Below are 20,707 nucleotides of genomic sequence, written 5' to 3'. Positions count from 1 at the left end.
AGGAACGTTCTGATCAACTTCATGCGATGACCATCCAACGCATAGCAGCCGATTGTCGGGGATACTTGAAGAAGCCGACGCCAGATAGGCAAAGGTGAGTAGATCAAGTGCTGTGGCCGCCCCGGCCATGGCATCCCGGAAATCTGTTTCATCGACACCCTCCGACAGCTTTTCCACAAATGTCTCGAAGAGACGGCATCTTCTTCGTCATTGTCCTGACTCGATCCCTCCATCCGTCTACTGCGCGCCACCCAGATCTGGAGACCCCGCCAACCCGGCCGCCCAACTGCGGCCGGGTTTTGCAGGCAGTGGCCGGGCTGACCGTCGTTACAGAATGCGACGGAGCTTGCATGATCTTCGCACCGGTCGTCGCCAACCGCAGCTGCGCTGGACTGTTTGAACGGCCATCACCGAGAAGCTACAGCATCTTCCCAACGCAATAGTGCAATCAGAGAGCTTCTTGGGGCGAAATGAAATCCTCGCCACCCCCGCATCATGCAATGGTGAGAAGTCATCCTGCGCCACCATGATCGGGGCCGTATCAAAGCCGTCATCAATCCAATGGTTGCCGCGTGAACGTCGGTCGACACGGAAGAGCACAACGGATAGGCGCATCTCGCCGCTTTGAGCGCTATGATCCGGACGTATTGTTGCGCCGCTTTCTGATTGTTGGTGGGCAGATCCACTCCAAACATTTAGCATGGCTAGAGGTGCCGCTGTTCTCCCAAATTAGATACCATCTATCATCTTAAGCCGGGCCCAACCCAAGCCGGCACTATCGCTCGACACTGCTGCGGCGACATTCGATTGAAGGCTCTGAAGCACTTTGCGAAGTGCGAAGCAGACGTAAACCCGCAGGCCATGGCAATGTCGATGATGGGCATCCGTGTGCCTTCGATCAGGCGCTTCGCATGGTCTGTGCGAATCCGGAGATAGTGACGCACTGGCGGAAGTCCGATATGGGAAGCGAACAAGCGTTCCAGCTGGCGCCGCGATACTCCGGCCCGTTGCGCGACCTCCTCCATTCTCAGCGGGAACTCCACATTTTCCTCCATGATCCGCATTGCCATCAGGAGCTTGTCGCTCACACCCGCAAAGGCTAGACCCGACGGCCCGGTCTGGCGATTTGATCCTGAGCGCTGACCTTGGACAGTCGCGTGGCGGCAGACCTCCTGTGCAATATACCCGCCGGCATGGCTGCCGATCAGATCGACCGCCAGGTCAAAAGCTGCCAGTTCTCCTGCGCAGGTTGAATACTGGCCGTCCTTGACAAACAGGGAATCGCTTATGCGGGGTTGGTTGAACACTTCGGCGAAAGCAGCGAGCCGCGACCAGTGTATCGTGCAGCGTGTACCTGCCAGAAGGCCCGTCCGAGCGAGCAGCCATGTCGCTGTCCCAACCGCAGATATCGGCACCGCGCGACGCGCCATCGTTCGCAGAAATCCGTTGAGCTCAGGCGTCAGTTGCTGTTCTACCGGCTCGCCCGTCACGATAGCGAGCTGGTTCGGTCTGCGATCGTCCGAGCCGAAAACCAGCTCGTCTATCGCGACATCAACGGCAACCGAAAGGCCGTTGGCGCCCTCGATTGGCCGAGAGTCAAGCCCCGCGATTCGCCACCGGAACAGCGGCAGCTTCGATACCGTGTTGGCGATGCGAAAGGGTTCGATATAGGCGTGAAGCGCCAGGTGCGAGAACCCGGGTAACACCAGTACCACAAGGTCAAACGGTCGATCAGCCGCCGCCGAAATTTTCGGCGTGGCCAACGACGTAATTGCGCTGATGTTGGCGGGTGCGTTCACTAGGATCCGTACATTGCTACTGCCTGACCGAACAGGCCGGGTTCCGGTTTGATGCCGAGGCCTGGCAGTTGCGGTACGGCGATGTGACCATTTTCAATGACGATCGGATTCTTCGCGTCAAAATGCCCTTCGATATATTCCTGCGCGATCCAGGCGCCCTCAAAACGCCGCGGCTCCACAGTGGAAGCTAAGTGCACGCAAGCCGCCGCCATTATGTCGCCACCCCATGCGTCATCACAGCTGTGCGGCAACGAGCGGATGGCGCAAAGGTCACGCATGGTCGCCATTTTGGTGAGGTCACCAAGACGGGTGACCTTGAATCCGAAGCCATCTGCGATGTCGAGGGAGATCGCCCGGAGCACTGTATTCTGATCTTCGGTGTTCTCATCCAGATAGATCGGATGCGTGACCCTGCCCTTCAGAGTAGAGGCCTCATCCATAGTGTTGCAGGGCTGCTCGAAAACAAAGGCGATTGTCTGGCATAGCCGATCGAGATGAATGGCGGCAGCGACCGTGAGGCCTCTGTTACCGTCGACCGCGATGCGCGACCTGTATCCGACCGCCACCCAAACCTTATGGACGTTCGCCGCATCCTCTTCGAGATCCTTTCCCGAGATCTTCACCTGAAGCCGCAGATACCCCCCCTTCACCTTCTCGGCGGCAATCCGAGCCGTCTCCTCTGGCGGGCCGACGATAAGCGAATAGTAGGCCGGAACACGGTCGGTCAGGGCGCCGCCCAACAGCGTTGAAACCGGGACGCGCAGCTTCTGGCCGAGGAGATCCAGAAAGGCCATATCCAAGGCCGCCTTGGCGTAGCCATGCCCGTTCAAGAGCTCGTCCATCCGTTTCGCAAGAAGTCTGATTGAGGCAACCTCAGCCCCGATAAGACCTGGCGCGATTTCGGCGATGGCTGCGCGTGCGCCGAGTGCATGATGCGGCTGATAAACGGGCCCGATCGGGCAGGTCTCGCCCCAGCCAGTCAGTCCGTCATCGGTCACAATCTCGACAATGGTGCTGTCAAGCGCGTCGACGTCGTCGCTTGCCATTCGATAGGTGCCACCTTTAACAGGCAGCTGGACCTTATAGTCGTTGATCTGGTCAATGCGCATGAGGATGCTCAGTATTCCTCGTTGAGCGCGTCGACAGCGGGGATTTCCCGCGAGCGACGATCGATATACGCGCGCAATTCCTCGTCCTTCGCGACGTCGAGCTTAGGTTCTTCATATTCGGCCAGAAGGCGGCGCGCATGCTCGAGGGCACGTTGCTTGATGTCCTTGGAGCCATCAGCGTACCACTGCTCGACCGAGTTATTGTCGAAGAGTTTCGGAATAAAGAAGGCCTTCTCGAAGTTGTCCTGTGTATGGGGATGTCCAAAGTAATGGCCGCCCGGCCCGACATCGCGGACCGCAGCCAGGGCTTCATCGAAATCGTCCCACTGGATGCCTTGCGTCATGCGATAGCCCATGGCGCAGACTTCGGCGTCGACGACGAATTTTGCGATCGAGCAGTGCATGCCGGCTTCATTCCAGCCAGCAGAATGCCAAATATAGTTTGCGCCTGATAGCAGCACTGCCATCATCGTCATCGCACTTTCATAGCCAGCTTGCGCATCGAAGATCTTGGCGCCGCCAAGCAAGTTCGAAGTGCGCCAGGGCACGTTATAGCGACGAGCCATCTGGCCGATCATGAAATTCATGAGCGATATCTCTGGCGTTCCCGCCATCGGCGCTCCCGATTGCATCGACACGGTCGACAGGTAATGCCCATAAATCGCAGGGCAGCCCTTGCGCACCACCTGCGTGTAGGCGAGTGCCGAAAGCGCCTCCGCATTGAGCTGCGCCACTGCCGCCGCGGTGGAGGCTGGCGTGTTCGCACCGCCGAGAACGAAGGGCGAGCACAAGACGGGCTGGTTGCGCCGGCAGAAAGCACGCATGCCGCCCAGCATGACCTGGTCCCATACCAGCGGCGAATTGCCATTGCAGTTTCCGGTGGTGACTGCATGCGTCTCGAGGAAGCCTTCACCGAAAAGGATCTCGCACATGTCGAGCACATCCTCGGCATTCTTGGGCGAGGTGGTCATGCCCATGAAAATCTTGTTGGAATGCTTTATTGACGAATAGGTGATGTGCAGGTGCCGATGCGCGACGACAATGTCCATCGGCTCCACGATGTGGTGAGCCGACGAATGTAGCGCCGGCATCATGTGCGCGAGTTTATGAAACGTCCCCAGGTCCGCAATTGTCGGGCCACGCCTCACATCATCGAGATCGCGCATGTACGGTGCGCCTGTCATCGGCACGAAGATGGATTTATCGCCTCCGAGCTCGACATTCTTCGCAGGGTCGCGCGCGAAATATTCGACGTTGGGGGGAATGGTCTTGATGAGCTCCATGACCAGGCCGCGGTCGAGATGAACGCGGTCATCCGCGCGCACGTCCGCTCCGGCTCTCTTCCAGTCCTCAATCGCGATCGGATCGCGAAACACCACGCCTACTTCTTCCAGGATGGCGAGAGAAGCCTCGTGAATGCGTTCAACCTGTTCGGCATCCATCGGCTCTACCACCGGCAGGCCCCGCTTCAGCGTGGGCAACATGTCGACCTTTGGCGCCGTGCGGATCGCCCGCCGCGCTTCCCGCCCTCCTCTACGGGAAAGTAGTAGTTGAGCAGTCATGCCGGCCTCCAAAGAAAAAGCGGTGCGGGCCCGTGTGGACCGGCCCGAACTATTGCCGGAGAGGGACGATTTGACCTACTGCAAAACTCTCACGCGTCTGTTGACTAAAGCGCTGCGGCAGACGGGCACCTCGATCATGCGGCTCTCGTCGGAGGCAGTTTCCCGGCGGACAGAATCGGTCGCCGACTGCGCTTATTCGGCTTTTGCGGCTCCAGAGGAGAACCGACTCCCGCCGAAGGCAACGTCACAGGAATAGTGGCGGGGCGAGGTCTCCGCAATAAAGTCAATCGGGAGGCTATATTTTTGCGTCGACGAGCTTCGGCGGTTCCGTGCTAGCAAGTTTTTGCTTGGAATGTGGTGGCAGACCCTGTCAATGTTCTGAACCAATGCCCGAAATTTCAGCGGCTTGGCTCGATGGTAACAATCGGCACTTGGTGAAAATGGCAGACCGTGGGGAATGAGATATTGAAGTGATGCAGCACTTCCCAACTTGACCTGAGGCCTCACCATAACGTCAAGATAGATGGCCTGACGTTCGAAGTTGGCGCATCTGCCACGAACCCTCGGAAAAGCCGCTCATCCTGCATGTAGTCCAACTTTCGGTCCTCCGCTGCCCGAAGGCCTGGTCTGCAAGCCACACCTTTGATTTGAGGCCGCGCTAATTCGCGGACAACGCGCACTAGGAGTCCTGAAAATGGCAGCGTCGCTTACATTCTTCCCGGTCGACAACGGGGACATGGCCCTCATCAAGCTCGATAACGGCCAGCATATACTCGTCGATATAAACATCCGCTCAGCTGCGGACGATCCGGACGACGACACCTACGATGTCGCTGCCGACCTCAAGGAGCGGTTGCCGCGTGACGACCAAGATAGGCTCTTTGTGGACGCGTTCCTGCTGTCCCACCCGGACGGTGATCACATCACAGGTCTGAGCAAGCACTTCTATCTCGGTCCCCCGGAGGACTTCCCTGAGGATAACGACGACGACCTGATCCTCATCAGGGAGATGTGGTCGTCCCCGATCGTGTTCCGGCGCGCCAGCTCCAAGCACAAACTCGGCGACGAAGCGAAGGCTTGGAAGAAGGAGGCGCGTCGTCGGGTCGCAATCTATCGCGAGATCGGCTCCGGCGTCAGCGACGGCGATCGCATCCTCCTGATGGGCAAGGACAAGGACGGCAAGACCGACGATATCATGGACATCGTCGTCGAGCAGTACGAGCTCATCACCCGCGTTAACCAGGGCGAAGAAGGCCAGTTCGAGGGACGACTGCTGGCACCGATGGTGGTTGAGGACGACGACGAGGACCTGATTGACCTGCTCGAGAAGAACAACTCGTCGGTCATCATCCGCTTTTCCATCACCGGCGACGGCTACAAGGACATGTGCCGGTTCCTGACTGGTGGGGATGCCGGCGTCGCAATCTGGGAGCGGCTCTGGAACGTCCTTGAGGAAGAAGGCAATACCGACTGGCTCAGTTACGATGTCATGGAGACGCCGCACCATTGTTCGTGGCGAACCCTAAGCTATGACCGCTGGTCCGAACTCGGCGAGAAGGTCAAGGTGTGCGGGGAAGCCCGCAACGCCCTCTCGCAGATCCGCGATGGTGCCGTGATCGTCGCGAGTTGCAAGCCGATCAAGAAAGACGATTCAAATCCCCCGCACGAGCGGGCGAAACGGGAATATGTCTCCATGGTCGAGGGCGAAAGCGATCGGTTTATCTGCACCACCGAATATTCGGCGAACGAAGACCGCGCGCTGGAATTCAAGATCTGCCACGCCGGGACGGCAAAGAAACTCGCCATGACGGCCAAGAAGACGGCGTCAGTGGTCGGCGTCAGCGGCATCGCGACGGCCGCGAGGGCCCACGGCCGCAAATGACCGCGCAGCAATTGGAGCGACACGCACATCAGTTTGTGCGTGTCGCCGCCGATCATCGGCAATGCGTGAAGGCGGGCATCATCGGCGTTGCCGACGATCATGCCCGCGTTTATGTCGTGCTCAGTGTTGAGATGCCACTGCCCTATGCGTCCAAGGGATCAAGCCCGAACGGCGTGAAGCTGCAGGAACGTGTCGAAATCCGCATCGCTGCGGACTACCCTTGGAAAAGCCCGTCGTTCTTTCTCCGGGAAGATTTTCCCCGTGACCTGCCGCATCTGTCGGCTGGCGGCGGAAAGTCGCTCCCGCGGCCTTGTCTCGTCGACGGTTCGCTCGACGAGTATTTCAGCAGCTTTGGGCTAGTCGAGGTCGGAATCCTTCAACTGCTTTCGCAGATGGCGGTCTGGCTGGCCAAGGCCGCCGTCAACGGGCTGATGGATCCCGAGCACGGTTGGGAACCCGTCATGCGGCACAACCTGGACGACGTGGTGGTGGTTGACCCTGCGGCCGTCCGCAGCCGGGTCGGGCGCGACGCCGGCGCGGTCTGGCTGAGATCCGATTTTTTCCGGTATCGATCAGGACAGGGTCGCCTCAGCGGGGACGAGGTCTACCTAACCATCAATGAGGAACTGGCGGCCTCCGTTGGCAAACTTGGCACCTTCCCCTTCGACATCAACGTGTCGGCCGCCGGTCATCCCTATGGCAAGACGATAACTGCGGTGTTCTGGGCCGCCGATAACGTCATTGCTAAGACGATCTTTCCAGAAACCATCGAGACGCTGGAGGACCTCGCCGCAAGAGCTAAGGAATTCGGTTTCGGTCCCGCTTTTGACGCTTTCTTGCGCCGGCTGGAAGAGCGCTGGGAATCCGCCACATGGACGAGCCAAGGATCCCTGCCGATCGGGGTTATCTTTTGTGCGCGGCGGCCGTTCAAACTGATTGGCCGCGATTCGACCATCGAGCTGCTGCCCTACGTCTTCGACGTGTCACCACGGAAAAAGAGGGAAAACCTCTATCAGGGGCCAAGCGGGCGCCGTGCTGTCGCCGCGCGCCAGGTCGACAAGGTGTCCTCCACCTTGTTGCGGACCGTTTCGGCGTCGGCGGACCTCGGCAAGATCGCATTGATCGGGTGCGGCAGTGTGGGCTCGAAGGTGGGTCTGCATCTCGCGCGCGCCGGCGCAACGATTACCGCACTTGCCGACAAGGGCATCTTGCAGCCGCACAACATGGCGCGGCACGCGTTGGCAAGAGACGTCCTGCCACTGGCCAAGGCAATCGAACTGGCGTCGGAGTTGTCGAAGCTCGGCCAGAAGCCTCAAGTTTATTTGGATGATGCCGCCCGCGGGTTGGCGCAGGCGGCAAATCGCACGAAAATCGCGCCAGCAGGCACGAGCTCAGTCGTAAATACAACGGCGTCGCTCCTTGTGAGGGACGCCCTGTCAATTGTCCCGCCCGCGGATTTTCCCGCCCGTGTGACCGAGATCGCGCTGTTTGGGAGAGGAAAAGGCGCTTTCGTGCTGCACGAGGGACTGGGCAGAAATCCCACGCTGGCCGACTTGGAAGTCGAACTCAGCGCCAAGGCCACCGAGGTCGAAAGCGCGTTGCTGTTCGATGAAAAGTTTGGCCTTACCGAGATCCAGATAGGTGATGGCTGCGGTTCGCTTACCATGCCTATGACCGACGCGCGCCTTTCGGCCATGTCGGCGGCGGCCACTGAGGTGCTCGCAGATTTTATCAGTCAGGGCGCCGCCGGCGGCATCGTCGCCGTCGGCACCCAAGACGCCAATTCGCCAACGACGACTTGGAGGTCGTTCGCCGTACCGACGATGATCACGGTTCCCGTCGATGGCGCCGACTGGACCCTCAAAATTTCGGCCGACGTTGATAGGCGGATCAGGGAAGAAATCGCCGTCTATCCACACGTCGAGACGGGAGGTTTAATGGTCGGCGCGTGCAGCGCCCGCACCAAGACGATCACAGTCGTCGACCTTCTGCCGGCACCGCCAGACAGCCAGCGCTCCAGTTCGCTGTTCGTTCTTGGCAAGCAGGGCCTCAAGGGGGCGGTGATGGAACGGCATCTCAAGAGCGGCAAGCGCCTGCTCGACGTGGGCACGTGGCATAGCCACCGAGCCGAGCAGGGCCCGTCGCCGACGGACTGGTGCACGGCAAAAGACCTCGCTGGCGAGCGATCCCCGCCCGCCGTCCTACTTATCGCAACACCCAGCAGGTATTGCAGCATCGTTCATGACCCCTATAGGTGAACCATGGATTTTTTAGATACTTATTCAATAAAGGCTCGGCTCTTTCCGGCCTTGATCGCCGTTCTCCCTGCATTTGTTCTTTTCCTCCTTGCAGGGTCATGGAAGGATCCGGGGCTGCCAGAAGCCATGACAGCCTTGGGCATAGGTGTCTTGTTCTACGCCATGGCGGATCTCGCGCGCAGAGCAGGCCGGGATGTGCAGCGAAAGCTATTCAAGGAATTAGGTGGTTTCCCCGCAAACACCGAACTTAGCCATCTCGATACGACTTTGGATTCCGGCACGAGGGACCGGTTCCGCAACTTTCTCGCAAGACAGATAGGCAAGACTGCGCCGACGCGCGAGTCAGAAGTCGCTGACCCGGCCGGCGCCGCCCAGTTTTACGTGGAGTGCTACAACTACCTGCGTAACAACACCTACGACACCGAACGCTTCCGTGTCCTTTTCAACGAAAACATCAGCTACGGCTTCAGAAGGAACCTCTACGGCTTGAAGCCATACGGCATTACCATCAACCTGCTTGCAGTTCTGGCCGCATATGGGCTGTATCGTTACCAGCCAGCCTTTGCGACGCTTAGTCAGGGACAGATTTTCATCCAGGGGGGCTTCGCGCTCTTCCACGCGCTTTACTTCATTTTTGCGGTGACCAGAGGTACCGTTCTGGACGCGTCGAAAACCTATGCCCGTCAGCTGACGATGTGTTGTGACGTGCTTATACGAGAGACAACAGCATAGCCGGGTTTAATGGGCGATCTTGCAGTTGGCTCTCTGTGGGAGCTAGACGTCGGTCAAAGGCTGCCAGTCTGCCGGCGCCTTTATCGCGCTTCATCACTTCGATCGCGGCGGCGACTGGCCTGGCCTCGCCGTCGTGGTTCTGGCAATCCTTATTGATCGCATCGACAGGCGATTTAGCGAGAAAGTTGATCCGAGAGCCTGACAAAGGGCGGGACTTCGCTGTTTATGGAATCGGTAGCTGCAGCTTTTTGGTACGGCCGCCGTCGATGACGTAGACCTGACCGGTCACTAAGGCATTCTCTGCCGAGGCAAGCCAGACTGCAAGATTTCCGGCATCAGTCGGTTCGCCAAGACGCCCCACCGGATGCATTGCGAGCAGTTCTCTGCGGACGCGGGAGCTATCGGCCATGCTGTCGATGTAGAGAGCTCGCTGAGATCAGAATTGATCCAGCCCGGTGCAATGGCATTGCACCGGATCCCTCGAGCCCATGATCGACCGCAACCGCTGCTGTGAATCCGTGAATCCCCCCTCGAGGCCGAATATGCAGGATGTCCCCGGTTTGGACGCCAAGCCTTCGATTGAGCCGATATTGATGATATTTCCTCCACCCCGCTCCCGAAGATGTGGCATTCCTCGAGAATGTCTCCTAGCTTGTTGACGAGCATATCCAGCCGCCCTGTGGGGCTTGGACGGAGTACTCAATCAAATCCGCGCATAGGCCTTGTTCCTGAGGTCGCCGGCCTTGCTCCAGACATTCTGTCCGGTTCGATTGAGTTGGGCCTCGAGCTTGTCCAAGCCAGCTTGGTCGACGTCGCCGGCAACCACACGACCCCCCGCAACGAACTGTCTGGAGATCGCTTGCCCGATACCTCCCGCCGCGCCTGTTGTCACAGCAGTCTTCTTTTCAATGCCAGTCTGCGTATTCCAATGAAACCGGACAGTGATTCCGAAACGAAACCGGACGCTTATTCCGATTAGGATACCGGACGCGATTCCGAGGCGAAGCCGGACGGCTTAGAGCGCCTCAGGGTCATTTTTGATATTTGTCGACGAAGTCGTTTCCGGTCAAGCGGCAGTTGCGTCTGCGACTGGCAGGACCCTGTGTTTGCGCATGCTTTCGCCGGAGAGTTCGATGCGATAGGCGTTGTGAACAAGGCGATCGTGAACGGCATCGGCGATGGTCGGATTTCCAATCATGTCATACCAGTGATCCACGGGAATTTGACTTGTGAGGATGGTGGAACGCTTCTCGTAGCGATCCTCGACAATTTTCCAGGAGATCGCGGCGTTGTTCGTCGTTGAGCTTCTTAGGCCCCCAATCATCAAGAATAAGCAAATCCGTTTTGGCCAGGCTCTTGAGCAGCTTCGCGTAACGGCCGTCTCCGCGGGCAAGGGCGAGCGTTGCGAAGAGGCGCGGTACACGGTGGTATGCGACCGAAAGATCCTCACGGCATGCCTTGTGGCCGAGCGCGCAGGCCAGCCAGCTCTTTCCGACGCCGGTCGGACTGGGCTCATAATGCCCGTTATCAGGATGGCGAGGCAAAGAAGATTGTCCGTTACGCCTTTCATCCACGTTCGGGCGGGGAGATTTTCGTCACAGGCCGTCAGCGTTATTGCGGTGAGCCGGCCTATGTCGGGCGACAACCGGATGGCAGCCTGGCGCTGATTCCGATCTGGATGACGGAAGAGATCGCCCTGACGATGGCGGTTCGCGAGGCGCCCCGTTTTCCCCTTTCATGCCTGCGCGACGTGCGCCGCGAGGTCGATGCATGTCTACGTTTTCTGCAGAGCGACTCACGCCAGCCAGGAGACGACCATGCAGCGCAGGCAATGCCGAACCGACCAGCCAGACCTGTTTTCCAAGAAGGCTCCGCCATCGAGTCTTCCAGGCGAAGTCCGGGAACGCACCCTCCCGCTGATCGAGACCTTGCTGAGGGAAGCGGTGGTGAGCCAGACGGGACGGGAGGCAGATCATGAAGATCATCGCTGAACATCTCGCGCGCGGTGCCTATGTCTATGTCCGGCAGTCGACGGCCGATCAACTCGTCAACAATCCCTAGAGCCGGCGACGCCAATATGGCCTTGCCGAGCGAGCGCGGTCCCTTGGCTGGAAAGACGCCATCGTCATCGATGAAGATCTCGGTCGTTCAGGGTCTGGCATCCGCCGTCCGGGCTTTGAGAAGCTTCTGGCGGCGATCTGCGAAGGTCGGGTTGGTGCGGTCCTCGCCATTGAAGCCTCCCGGCTGGCCCGCAATGGCCGGGACTGGCATACGCTCATCGAGTTTTGCGGCCTTGTCGGAACGCTCATCATCGATGAGGACGGCATCTACGAACCGCGTCATCCCAACGACAGGCTGCTGCTCGGCATGAAGGGCACGAGAGCGAACTGGAGCTTTCGATCCTGCGGGCCCGCTCGATCGAAGCCCTGAAGCAGAAGGCACGACGGGGCGAACTTTTCCTGACGGTGGCGATCGGTTACGTCAAGTCGGGCCGGAACCGGGTCGAGAAAGACCCGGACCTGCGGATCCGCGAGGCGATCGATCTTGTATTCCGGCGTTTCGACGAACTGCAGAGCATCCGGCAGGTGCATCTGTGGTTGCGCCGCGAGGGCATTATGCTCCCTGCCGTAAATTACACGCGCGCGGCGGACAGGGCGATCGTCAGGAAGCTGCCCGTCTACTATACGGTGCACCACATTCTCGCCAACCCGATCTACGCCGGCGCCTATGCGTTCGGGCTAACCTGCAGCAAAGTCACCATAGAGGCCGGACGCAAACGGATTTTGCGTGGGATCAGGCGCGATCGCGCCGACTGGGAGGTCTTGCTCATCGACCATCACGAAGGTTACCTGAGCTGGCACGATTTTGAGAGGAATCAGCGCCTGATCACGGACAATGCCACAAGCAAAGGCCTGGTGCCGCGCGGTGCTCTTCGCCGGGGCGAGTTGCTGCTCGGCGGTCTCTTGCGCTGCGGCCATTGCGGCCGCAAGCTGCATGTCTCCTATTTCGGCAGCAACGGCAATACGGGGCGCTATCATTGCCGCGGAGCGCAGGTCAACCACGGAACCGACCCGTGCATCGGCTTCGGATCGTTGCGGGTCGATCAGGGGGTCAGCGCGGAGGTTCTTCAACGCCTTCAACCGCTCGGCATGGAAGCGGCGATCAAGGCCATCGAGACCTCCACCGTGCAGGCTGGAGAGAAGCGGCGCCATGTGGAGCTCGCACTCGAGCAGGCACGTTATGAAGCCGCCCATGCACGCCGCCAGTATGACGCAGTCGACCCGGACAACCGGCTTGTAGCAGGCGAACTGGAGCGACGCTGGAATGCCGCGCTCGTAGCGGTCCGCGAGCGTCAGGACGAGCTTGACGCGCTCGGCCGCCACAAGCCTGAGGCTCTGGGAGAAGAGGAACGGCGGAGCCTGCTGCGCATGGGCGCCGATCTCGAACTGGCATGGCATCATGCCAACGCCACCGCCACCACGCGCAAGCGGATCCTCCGTGCCGTGATCCGCGAGATTGTCGTCGCCATCGAAGACGACCACATCAAAATGCTGGTGCATTGGCAGGGCGGCGACCATACCGCGCTTTCGGTCAGGAAGAACAAGGCAGGCCATCACCGTTGGGGCGCCCCGCCGGACATCGAGGACCTGATCCGTGCCCTGGCACGCCAATTGCCGGATAGAGCGATCGCATCGCTTCTCAACCGGCTCGGCAAAACCACGGGTCGTCTGAACGGATGGACGCAGTCCCGTGTCTGCACTTTCCGCAACCAGCACGACATCGCGTCTACAAAAAGGACGAACGGTCGGAGCGCGGCGAGTATACATTGCAGGAAACGGCTGCGAAGCTCGGCCTGCGGCCAATGACCGTGCTGCGCATGATCCGCGCCGGCGATCTGAAGGCCGAGCAGTATTGCAAGGGTACGCCCTGGATCATCCGTCATGAAGATATCGAGCAACTCGATATCCAGCACCATTGGCAGGAGCGGACACATTCCATTATCACAACGACAGGATCAGCAGATCCAGCTTTTTCAATAACATAGCGAGGTGTGCATTATGTCGTGGGATCGGCTGGTCCGATCATGAGCAAGCTATGGCGCTGTCTGATCCAGTCGCATGTCGTCAGCTTCAATGAAGAGATTGCGATCGAGACCGCGAGTTGCGTGGAAATCGGCGTTCTCGATCTGGGCATCATGACGGAGTCTGGCGGCTCGCGCTCTGGCCTCGAAGCGCTTCTGCCGGCGCGCCGTCGCCTCCCGTTCGAGCAGGAGGGCAAGCCATTCGCCGTGCTCGAGAGCTCGTGCCTCCGGTTGCGCCTCCAGTTCCTGGAAAGCGCATGCCATGCCGGAAAGCCCGAGTTCGCGCAGCATGTCGATGGTGGGGTTGATAAGCATCGTTGATTGTCTCCTTAATGAAAGTAGCCGGGGCCACGAAGATTGGCGTGCTCGCCGACGGCGGCAGGTTCGGCGGTGTGCCTGGACGCCTTGTGGGTTTTGATGAGAGCGGTGATGCTTTTGCAGTTCAGGCCACCGATCTCGAGCGCGCGGGCTGACACGGCTTCCGCCTGCGCCGTGTCGATCGCCTGGTAGAGCTTGAGAATGCCGAGGCATGTTCTAAAGCCCTGTTCCGGATGCTGGCAAGGATGGCGATCACGAGCCCCTCGGTCTGTGGACCGATCGAGCGGGCCCAGCGCCGGAAGCGCTCGGGCGACCATTCCGCGTAGCGGCGGTGCGAACTGGGCATGTGGTCCGGATCGGTTCCGAAACGGGCCCCACCATAGCGACGCTGATGGACAGCGACGCGTTTGCCCTTGAAGACCTCGATCGTTCGGCTCGTTGCCCGGACATCCACCTGCTCTCGGGTGAGGCCGTGTGGCACGGAGTAACATAGCGCTCGAACTCGACATGATAGTCTGTCGATACACGCGCCAGCCGCCACTCGGCGAACTCGTATTCCTCGGCCGGCAGCACGGCGAGCGCTGGACGTTCCATCGTCTCGAACAGGTCGCGACGGCACTGGTCCAGTCGGCGCATGACGTGGGTGTTGATCCGCTCCACAGCCTCCCGGATAGCGGCATTGGCTTCGTCCAGGGAAAAGAAAGTCTGGTTGCGCAGCCGACCGAGAATGCAGCTCTGCGCGAAACGGACGCCACATTCGACCTTGGCTTTATCCTTCGGTCGCTTCGGTCGCGCCGGCAGAACGCCGACGCCGTAGTGCGAAGCCATCATGCCGAAGCTGCGGTTGATCTCGGGGTCGTAGAAGCTCGACCGATTCACGCCAGACTTCAGATTGTCGGGAACACTTAGCCGCGGGACGCCGCCAAAGAAGCGGAACATGCGCACATGCGAGCCAATCCAGTCCGGCAAGGTCTGGCTCCAGGTCGCCTCGGCAAAGCTGTAGCTCGACGCGCCGAGCACCCCGAGAAAGATCTCGGCCTCGCGGATCTCGCCGTTCTTGCGGTCCACGAACGGCAGCTTCTTGCCGGAATAGTCAACGAACACCTTGTCTCCGGCGACATGCACCTGGCGCATCGTTGGCGTCAGCCGCCGCTCGAAGCCTCTAAAGAGATCACAGAACCTGCTGCAGGCGTAACCATCGGGATGAACGGCCCGATACTCCTCCCACAGGATCGACAGCGTCACGCCCGGCTTCTTCAGTTCGACGGCCAGCGCCCCCCAGTCGGGCTCGGCGCGCCGGCGTATCCCTTGTTTGACCCCCTGACGGGAGAAGAGCCGATGTTCGAGAACATCGTCTGTCAGCTCCGCCGGTAACGGCCAGGAAAGGCCGGCGGCAGTCGCTCGCTCTATGTTGTCCTGCACCGTGCTGCGGGCAATCCCAAGGCAATGTCGCGAACGCTTATGCCTTCCGCGCTTAGCCGAAGCAGTTGTCCTCAATTGTCTCATGGTCAGCCTTCTTCTCTTCGGCATGCGTCTCTCCTCTACCGTCGAGGAAATGCATGCCCAGGTTGCTGACCCAAAGGCACTATCCAAGCTTCAAAACTGTCCGGTATTTAATCGGAATCGCGTCCGGTTAATTCTCGGAATCGCGTCCGGTTTTTGATCGGAACGGTGTCCGGTTAATCGTCGGAATTTGCAGCCAGTCACAGCTCAAGCCATCTTTGAGAGGGAAAGTTCAGCTCATAATCTCTGAACGGCGGCCGAAGACCAGTGGGGCAGCCCTGCAACAGTCTCACCCCCTATTGAGTTGTTGAGCCCAGACATCGCCGAGACATGCTACGGTGTAGCTGCGTCGGACATGGATTGGGCAGCGTCGCAGATCGCGAAGCATGGTTCGTACAGTTTTCCTATATTGCGCCGCAAATAGGTTGGGGATCGCGGCCATAGTCGGTCGAACGCGGGCTATCGCGCCGCCTTGCAAATGCTTTTCCCGACATCTTGAGCATCGCTTGCTATATTTGTCGCGCGGCGCGATTGCCGAAGTGTTTGGAGCTTGAGATGGTTCGCCGCTACTACGACCTGCCGTCCCTGACTGCTTTGGCTGTTTTTGAGGCTTCTGCCCGGCACCTGTCATTCAAATTGGCTGCTGCGGAACTGAACGTCACTCCTGGCGCCGTCAGCCGACAGATCAAAGCGATCGAGGACGAACTGGGGGTTCCGCTGTTTACCCGATTGGGAACCGGTGTGGCGCTGACAAGCGCCGGCGAAGACCTTTATGGCGTGTTGGCCAGTGGTTTTTCGCGGGCCGCAGACATCGTCCGAAATGTGAAACGCGGCGACCGTTCCAAGAACGTCACGCTGGCGTGCACGGACGCCTTCGCGTCGACGTGGCTGATCCCGCGGATGCCGGACTTTTGGACCCGGTACCAGGATATTGCCGTTGATCACCTTATCTCGGACAATCCTCGCGATTACCGCCGCGCCGAGGTCGAATTGCGCATCCGTTACGGGTTCGGATCGTGGTCGAATGAAGACGCTGAGCTCCTTTTCAATGAAACAATCTACCCGGTATGCGGGCCTGGGTTTGCAAGCAAGCACCGCGATGCAACGGCGGAATCGTTGGCAGACCTTCCCCTGCTGCATGTCGATTGGGTGGATCCCGACTGGGCTGGCTGGGACGAGGTCCTACGGCGCGCGGGGGTCTCGCATGGTCCGACCCGCGGTCGGCGCTTCGGCAAGTTCTTCGTGGCGCTTCAGGCAGCTCAGGCCGATCAAGGGGTGGCTGTTGGGTGGCATCGCCTTGTCAAGGTGCAGATTGACGAGGGGAAACTCGTCAGAATGACGGATCTCGAGCTCCCAGCCCCTGGCAGCTACTATCTCACATGGTATCAAAATCGTACGCTTTCCCCTGCCGCCCAGAGCCTCCGTAGCTGGATCCGGGAAGTGGCGGCGCAAGAACGAGAAAGCTAGAGCTCTCTGCCGGCGCGCATCTGCATCGCCCACAGCTTCAGCGGCGCTCCGATCGACATCAGCGGTTCTGGATAAAGCCGAACCGGAGCTGGCTCGTTCAGGGCGTCCACAACCATCGGCTCGTTAGTGCCAACGGCAAGATCGGCAGCCAGCATCCCGTAGAGGGTGCCTTGCACAGTTCCAAGGCCATTGCAGCATCCGGCTACGAAGACTCTGTCTTCAATTTCGCCGAATGCGGGCGCGGAATTGAGAGAGAGACACAAGTGGCCTCCCCAGCGAAACTCCATCGGTGTTTCACCCACCATCGGGAAGCGCGCCTGGAATGACCGATCGTGCACGGCGCCGATCCGACGGATCTGCTTCTCACTGGTGGACATGTCCGGATTATAGGTGAAGGTGTTGCGGACGACGATCCGATCGCCGATCCTGCGGATGGTTGATCCCATCGGGTCGGCCGGGATCAAGCCCCAATGCGGGTCACCGCCCAGCGCAGTCTGTTCGCTCTTGGAAAGCGGCCTGGTCATGCTGGCGTAGGTGAACACATGCAGCAGGTGTTTCTTGAACAAACCAAAGCTTTCGAGATGTCCGTTAACGGTGAGGATCAACCGTGGCGCGGTGATCTCGCCCTCAGCCGTCTTGGCAGTGTGCAGTTTGCCTGTTTGCAGAGAAGTCACCGGTGAATTCTCGAATAGCTGCACACGCCTCGACAAGCCTTCGGCGAGCCCTCGGATAAAGCCGGCCGGCTGTGCCATTACTGTTCCCGGCGTGAAGGTGCCGCTGACGAAGAAGTCGGTACCGGTGATTTTCTTCAACTGCAGCGCGTCGAGCCGATCGAATGGCTCGCCTAGCCCCGTCAGGTGCTTTTCGAATTCGCCCAGGACGGCAACACCATGATTGGTTGCAGCTCCATGGTACTTGCCGGCCCGAACGAAGAATTTCTGCAACCCGTACTCGTCCGCCGCCGAAGCCGAGAATTCAATCGCGGCCCGATTCATGCGGATGCGCTTGCGGTCGTGATCCTGGCTTCCGCCGTAATGCTCCCCACCGAGCTCGTGCGGAAGGTCGATCATGAAGCCGGAGTTGCGCCCGGCAGCACCCCAGCCGACGCGCTGAGCGTCCACCAACACTATGCGCTCGTTCGGCACCAGTTGTGAGAGGCGCCGCGCGGCCGCCAATCCAGCAAACCCAGCTCCTACAATGAGCCAGTCCGCTTTGTGACAGCCGCGCAGCACCTCAGGTGCCTTGGGAGGCGGCAGAATACCGTACCAACCGGGCATGGATGTGTCCGCAGGCGTGCGGACAGCCTCATAATCGCTCATGGGTGCGATCAGGCTAGTCTACCGAACGCGAGACCTTAGGATCGGAGATGTCCGCCCAGATGGTCTTAAGTTCAGTATATTGGTCGTGGGCATGCAATGACTTGTCTCGTCCCCCGAAGCCCGAAAGCTTGAAGCCGCCGAAGGGAGTAGAGACATCCCCTTCGCCGTAGCAGTTGATGGTCACCGTCCCGGCGCGAATGTCCCTTGCGATGCGATGCGCCTTGCCGAGATTGGCGCTAAAGATTGAAGCTGCGAGCCCGTATTGCGTATCGTTGGCGACCCGGAGCGCCTCGTCAGCGTTGGCCACTTTGATCACCGACAGCACCGGACCGAAAATCTCCTCTCGTGCAATCGTCATTTCGGGCGTGACATCGTCGAATACGGTCGGCTCGATGAAATAGCCTTTGCCATGCCTGTGGGCGTTGCCGCCCGTGACGATCCTGGCGCCTTCCTCCCGCCCCTTCTTGATGTAGCCCATGATGCGGTCGAACTGCTCCTTCGACACAATGGCGCCGAGCCGATTGCCCGGATCCAGCGGCTCGCCCAAAGGCCATTCCTTTAGCTTGTGGAGGACGGTTTCCACCAAGCGATCCTTGATCTTCTCGTGCACGATCAGGCGGGAATTGGACGAGCAGTTCTCGCCCATGTTCCAGAAGACAGCTTGGGTCACATGTTGCGCAACAACGTCGAGGTTCTCGGCGTCTTCCAGCACGACGCACGGGTTCTTTCCGCCGCATTCGAGTACGATCCGCTTGAGGTTGGACTTGGCCGAATATTCCAGGAACTTTCGCCCGACGTCAGTTGACCCGGTGAACGCGACCATATCGATATCGGAATGCATGCCGAGTGCCTTGCCGGTGATTGCGCCCGGACCTGTGACGATCTGCAGGACGCCTGGCGGCAACCCGGCCTCATGCGCCAGCTCGGCGATCCGCAACGTCGACATGTTGGTCTGCTCGGCCGGCTTCACAATGACCGAGTTTCCGGTCGCGAGCGCCGGCCCGATCTTCCAGGCCAGCATCAGGATCGGGAAATTCCAGGGCAAAACGCAGGCGACCACGCCCAGCGGCTGGCGCACGATCATCGAAACGACATCATCGCCGGACGGCGACGTCTGGCCGTATAGTTTGTCGGTGGCTTCCGCGTGCCATTCCAGGCAATGCAGCGCCTCGGGAATGTCTATGGTTGCGACATCATAGATCGGCTTGCCGCTTTCGAGCGTCTCAAGCACCGCAAGCTCATGGGCGTTTCGCTCTATCAGTTTCACGAGCCGCCGCAGAACGCGCTTGCGCTCGCTCGGATGCGCACGCGACCAGGCGCCCGATTCAAATGCCAGCCTTGCCTTCTCGACAGCGAGATCGACATCGGCCTGGCCGCAGGAAGCGATCTTGGTGATGACCCGTCCTGTCGCGGGATTGATGGTCTCGAAAGTATCCCCAGATTGTGCAGCCCGCGCCTTGCCGTCAATTACTGCGCTGGTCGGCAGTGGCAGGCTGTCCGCCAGGTTCTGGTACTCATCACGCGTTAATAGCGATGACATTCTCGGAAGCCCTCTTCTGGGATTTTGCAGTGATTGACGCGATGACTGTCTTAAGGGTGCGGATCGTCGACTCGAGTTCCCGCTTCTGTTCGTCGCCGAGTGCCCGCATCGGCAGGCGCACGGGCCCAGCTGGCAATCCAGCCAATTCGCACCCGAACTTGATGCTCTGGACAAACTTGCCGCCCTGCTCAAGAAGCCTCATCAGAGGCAGAAGCCCCGACATGATCTGCCGGCCCTTGGCGAAGTCCTTCTCGATCACGCAGGCTTCGTACAACGCGAGGTGCTCTGCCGGTAGGCAGTTGCCGGCGCCGCAGACCCACCCTTTTGCGCCCCAGGCGAAGAATTCGAGCGCCTGATCATCCATGCCGCAGAACAGGTCGATATGCGGATAGTCGCGAGCCAGTGCGTGCAGCTGGTTCATGCTGCCGCTGGATTCCTTGATGGCACAGAAATTGGAGCTGCGACCGACCCGGTCCAGGAACTCGACGTCCATCATCGTGCCGGTGCGTCCGGGATAGTTGTAGAGCATCACCGGTAGATTGGCGGCCTTGTCGATCGCAAGTGCATGATTGGCAAGTTCGAGCTGCGTGGGAACAGCGTAGTACGGCGAGCCGATTAGGATGCCGTCGCACTTGAGGTCCTTTGCAATTAGCGCGTATTCGATGCAGTCGTCGGTGCGAATGGCGCCGACGCCGGCGATTAGAGGCATCTTCCCCTTCACCACGCTCCTGGCAAGCTTGAGCAGACTGACACGCTCGTCGCGTGATTGGGCGTAGTATTCGCCTGTCGTGCCACCGACAATGATACCGTGGACGCCAGTCGCGACCAAGTATTCGACCATCACGCAGAAGCCGTCACGGTCAATCGATCCGTCCGCATGAAAGGGCGTTGTAACGGGCGGAATAACGCCTTTGAATGACATGAGCCTGGCTCCAATTCGGCTATAGGCCCGTCGTTATATGCAAGGATAAATAGTCTAACAGCTGAAATAAAGTCACTCGGCAGGCTACTTTTTTGCACGACACCCGCTCTGAACAGGCATGCTACCGCTGAGCTTAAGCTGGCTTACTGCGCTCTAGGGAACACTGCGCTCTAGGGAACACTGCGCTCTAGGGAACACTGCGCTCTAGGGAACAC

The 20,707-nt window shown here is 59.6% G+C and carries 17 protein-coding genes and 3 pseudogenes; 8 read left to right on the top strand and 12 right to left on the bottom strand.

The genetic code is table 11. The annotated features are described in order from the left end of the window. Positions 1 to 743 precede the first annotated feature (743 nt). The 3 genes from NKI61_RS18025 to NKI61_RS18015 are packed head-to-tail and all read right to left on the bottom strand — an operon-like array spanning position 744 to position 4,470. Positions 744 to 1,799, bottom strand: coding sequence for a GlxA family transcriptional regulator (locus NKI61_RS18025; RefSeq protein ID WP_352840201.1), 1,056 nt, complete (start codon positions 1,797 to 1,799; stop codon positions 744 to 746). Continuing rightward, entirely contained in the window at positions 1,799 to 2,908 is a 1,110-nt protein-coding gene (locus NKI61_RS18020; RefSeq protein ID WP_352840200.1) for a mandelate racemase/muconate lactonizing enzyme family protein, read from the bottom strand. The genes NKI61_RS18025 and NKI61_RS18020 overlap by 1 nt, the downstream gene beginning before the upstream one ends. A gap of 8 nt (positions 2,909 to 2,916) precedes the next feature. Then, positions 2,917 to 4,470: a trimethylamine methyltransferase family protein gene (locus NKI61_RS18015; protein ID WP_352840199.1), complete on the bottom strand. Its 1,554-nt coding sequence runs from the start codon at positions 4,468 to 4,470 to the stop codon at positions 2,917 to 2,919. A 694-nt stretch (positions 4,471 to 5,164) separates the two neighbouring features. On the opposite strand from NKI61_RS18015, the gene mblB reads away from it, so the two are divergent. Genes mblB through NKI61_RS18000 form a run of 3 tightly spaced genes read left to right on the top strand, consistent with a single transcriptional unit; the run spans position 5,165 to position 9,342 of the window. After that, positions 5,165 to 6,352, top strand: a complete 1,188-nt coding sequence (gene mblB, locus NKI61_RS18010) for an anti-phage 6A-MBL system MBL-fold protein (RefSeq protein ID WP_352840198.1) — start codon at positions 5,165 to 5,167, stop codon at positions 6,350 to 6,352. Continuing rightward, positions 6,349 to 8,610, top strand: a complete 2,262-nt coding sequence (gene cap2-3 / locus NKI61_RS18005) for an anti-phage 6A-MBL system cap2_3 protein (protein ID WP_352840197.1) — start codon at positions 6,349 to 6,351, stop codon at positions 8,608 to 8,610. Before mblB ends, cap2-3 begins: the two co-directional genes overlap by 4 nt. A gap of 3 nt (positions 8,611 to 8,613) precedes the next feature. Further along, positions 8,614 to 9,342, top strand: coding sequence for a hypothetical protein (locus NKI61_RS18000; RefSeq protein WP_352840196.1), 729 nt, complete (start codon positions 8,614 to 8,616; stop codon positions 9,340 to 9,342). 223 nt (positions 9,343 to 9,565) lie between these two features. Here the strand turns inward: NKI61_RS18000 and NKI61_RS17995 are convergent, their stop codons facing one another. From NKI61_RS17995 to NKI61_RS17985, 3 genes and pseudogenes are all read right to left on the bottom strand, one after another. Continuing rightward, positions 9,566 to 9,751: an SDR family oxidoreductase gene (locus tag NKI61_RS17995; protein WP_352840195.1), complete on the bottom strand. Its 186-nt coding sequence runs from the start codon at positions 9,749 to 9,751 to the stop codon at positions 9,566 to 9,568. A 294-nt stretch (positions 9,752 to 10,045) separates the two neighbouring features. Beyond that, a complete protein-coding gene (locus tag NKI61_RS17990) occupies positions 10,046 to 10,234 on the bottom strand; it encodes an SDR family NAD(P)-dependent oxidoreductase (RefSeq protein ID WP_352840194.1) in 189 nt (62 codons plus the stop codon). A 174-nt stretch (positions 10,235 to 10,408) separates the two neighbouring features. Continuing rightward, positions 10,409 to 10,847: pseudogene (locus tag NKI61_RS17985) on the bottom strand (ATP-binding protein); the annotation flags it as partial. Positions 10,848 to 11,159: 312 nt separating this feature from the next. On the opposite strand from NKI61_RS17985, the gene NKI61_RS17980 reads away from it, so the two are divergent. From NKI61_RS17980 to NKI61_RS17965, 4 genes are all read left to right on the top strand, one after another. Beyond that, on the top strand, positions 11,160 to 11,333 hold the full coding sequence (locus NKI61_RS17980; RefSeq protein WP_156933500.1) for a hypothetical protein: 174 nt from the start codon (positions 11,160 to 11,162) through the stop codon (positions 11,331 to 11,333). A 130-nt stretch (positions 11,334 to 11,463) separates the two neighbouring features. Then, the gene (locus NKI61_RS17975) at positions 11,464 to 11,772 is read left to right on the top strand and encodes a recombinase family protein (RefSeq protein WP_352840215.1); all 309 of its coding nucleotides are present in this window, start codon (positions 11,464 to 11,466) and stop codon (positions 11,770 to 11,772) included. A 35-nt stretch (positions 11,773 to 11,807) separates the two neighbouring features. Then, positions 11,808 to 13,208, top strand: a complete 1,401-nt coding sequence (locus NKI61_RS17970; protein ID WP_352840193.1) for a recombinase family protein — start codon at positions 11,808 to 11,810, stop codon at positions 13,206 to 13,208. Continuing rightward, positions 13,205 to 13,387 (top strand): helix-turn-helix domain-containing protein, encoded by a 183-nt coding sequence (locus tag NKI61_RS17965; protein ID WP_352840191.1) that lies wholly within the window; start codon positions 13,205 to 13,207, stop codon positions 13,385 to 13,387. Before NKI61_RS17970 ends, NKI61_RS17965 begins: the two co-directional genes overlap by 4 nt. A 26-nt stretch (positions 13,388 to 13,413) precedes the next feature. On the opposite strand, the pseudogene NKI61_RS17960 reads toward NKI61_RS17965, so the two are convergent. The 3 genes and pseudogenes from NKI61_RS17960 to istA form a co-directional block, all read right to left on the bottom strand. Then, positions 13,414 to 13,738: pseudogene (locus tag NKI61_RS17960) on the bottom strand (ATP-binding protein); the annotation flags it as partial. Positions 13,739 to 13,865: 127 nt separating this feature from the next. Further along, complete coding sequence (locus NKI61_RS32920; protein ID WP_502899901.1) at positions 13,866 to 14,195, bottom strand: hypothetical protein; 330 nt, start codon at positions 14,193 to 14,195, stop codon at positions 13,866 to 13,868. 167 nt (positions 14,196 to 14,362) lie between these two features. Beyond that, positions 14,363 to 15,247 (bottom strand): annotated as a pseudogene (gene istA, locus NKI61_RS17955) (IS21 family transposase); the annotation flags it as partial. Positions 15,248 to 15,799: 552 nt separating this feature from the next. Here istA and NKI61_RS17950 point away from each other — a divergent pair. Further along, complete coding sequence (locus tag NKI61_RS17950; RefSeq protein WP_352840188.1) at positions 15,800 to 16,711, top strand: LysR substrate-binding domain-containing protein; 912 nt, start codon at positions 15,800 to 15,802, stop codon at positions 16,709 to 16,711. Here NKI61_RS17950 and NKI61_RS17945 read toward each other — a convergent pair. Genes NKI61_RS17945 through NKI61_RS17935 form a run of 3 tightly spaced genes read right to left on the bottom strand, consistent with a single transcriptional unit; the run spans position 16,708 to position 20,492 of the window. Next, the gene (locus tag NKI61_RS17945) at positions 16,708 to 18,030 is read right to left on the bottom strand and encodes an NAD(P)/FAD-dependent oxidoreductase (RefSeq protein ID WP_352840187.1); all 1,323 of its coding nucleotides are present in this window, start codon (positions 18,028 to 18,030) and stop codon (positions 16,708 to 16,710) included. The genes NKI61_RS17950 and NKI61_RS17945 overlap by 4 nt on opposite strands. Positions 18,031 to 18,043: 13 nt before the next feature. After that, complete coding sequence (locus tag NKI61_RS17940; protein WP_352840186.1) at positions 18,044 to 19,570, bottom strand: aldehyde dehydrogenase; 1,527 nt, start codon at positions 19,568 to 19,570, stop codon at positions 18,044 to 18,046. Then, positions 19,548 to 20,492, bottom strand: a complete 945-nt coding sequence (locus NKI61_RS17935; RefSeq protein ID WP_352840185.1) for a dihydrodipicolinate synthase family protein — start codon at positions 20,490 to 20,492, stop codon at positions 19,548 to 19,550. Before NKI61_RS17935 ends, NKI61_RS17940 begins: the two co-directional genes overlap by 23 nt. Between the last annotated feature and the right edge of the window lie 215 nt (positions 20,493 to 20,707).

Source organism: Mesorhizobium sp. M0514, from assembly GCF_040321145.1.
Classification (GTDB): domain Bacteria; phylum Pseudomonadota; class Alphaproteobacteria; order Rhizobiales; family Rhizobiaceae; genus Mesorhizobium.
Note: the sequence above shows the minus strand (reverse complement) of the source record. Positions and strands in the feature narration are given on the sequence as shown.

Excerpts from the sequence above, each read along its gene's own strand:
- NKI61_RS18020 (WP_352840200.1), bottom strand. The coding sequence starts at position 2,908 with ATGCGCATTGACCAGATCAACGACTATAAGGTCCAGCTGCCTGTTAAA.
- NKI61_RS18015 (WP_352840199.1), bottom strand. The coding sequence starts at position 4,470 with ATGACTGCTCAACTACTACTTTCCCGTAGAGGAGGGCGGGAAGCGCGG.
- mblB (WP_352840198.1), top strand. The coding sequence starts at position 5,165 with ATGGCAGCGTCGCTTACATTCTTCCCGGTCGACAACGGGGACATGGCC.
- cap2-3 (WP_352840197.1), top strand. The coding sequence starts at position 6,349 with ATGACCGCGCAGCAATTGGAGCGACACGCACATCAGTTTGTGCGTGTC.
- NKI61_RS18000 (WP_352840196.1), top strand. The coding sequence starts at position 8,614 with ATGGATTTTTTAGATACTTATTCAATAAAGGCTCGGCTCTTTCCGGCC.
- NKI61_RS17995 (WP_352840195.1), bottom strand. The coding sequence starts at position 9,751 with ATGGCCGATAGCTCCCGCGTCCGCAGAGAACTGCTCGCAATGCATCCG.
- NKI61_RS17980 (WP_156933500.1), top strand. The coding sequence starts at position 11,160 with ATGCAGCGCAGGCAATGCCGAACCGACCAGCCAGACCTGTTTTCCAAG.
- NKI61_RS17965 (WP_352840191.1), top strand. The coding sequence starts at position 13,205 with ATGACCGTGCTGCGCATGATCCGCGCCGGCGATCTGAAGGCCGAGCAG.
- NKI61_RS17950 (WP_352840188.1), top strand. The coding sequence starts at position 15,800 with ATGGTTCGCCGCTACTACGACCTGCCGTCCCTGACTGCTTTGGCTGTT.
- NKI61_RS17945 (WP_352840187.1), bottom strand. The coding sequence starts at position 18,030 with ATGAGCGATTATGAGGCTGTCCGCACGCCTGCGGACACATCCATGCCC.
- NKI61_RS17940 (WP_352840186.1), bottom strand. The coding sequence starts at position 19,570 with ATGTCATCGCTATTAACGCGTGATGAGTACCAGAACCTGGCGGACAGC.
- NKI61_RS17935 (WP_352840185.1), bottom strand. The coding sequence starts at position 20,492 with ATGTCATTCAAAGGCGTTATTCCGCCCGTTACAACGCCCTTTCATGCG.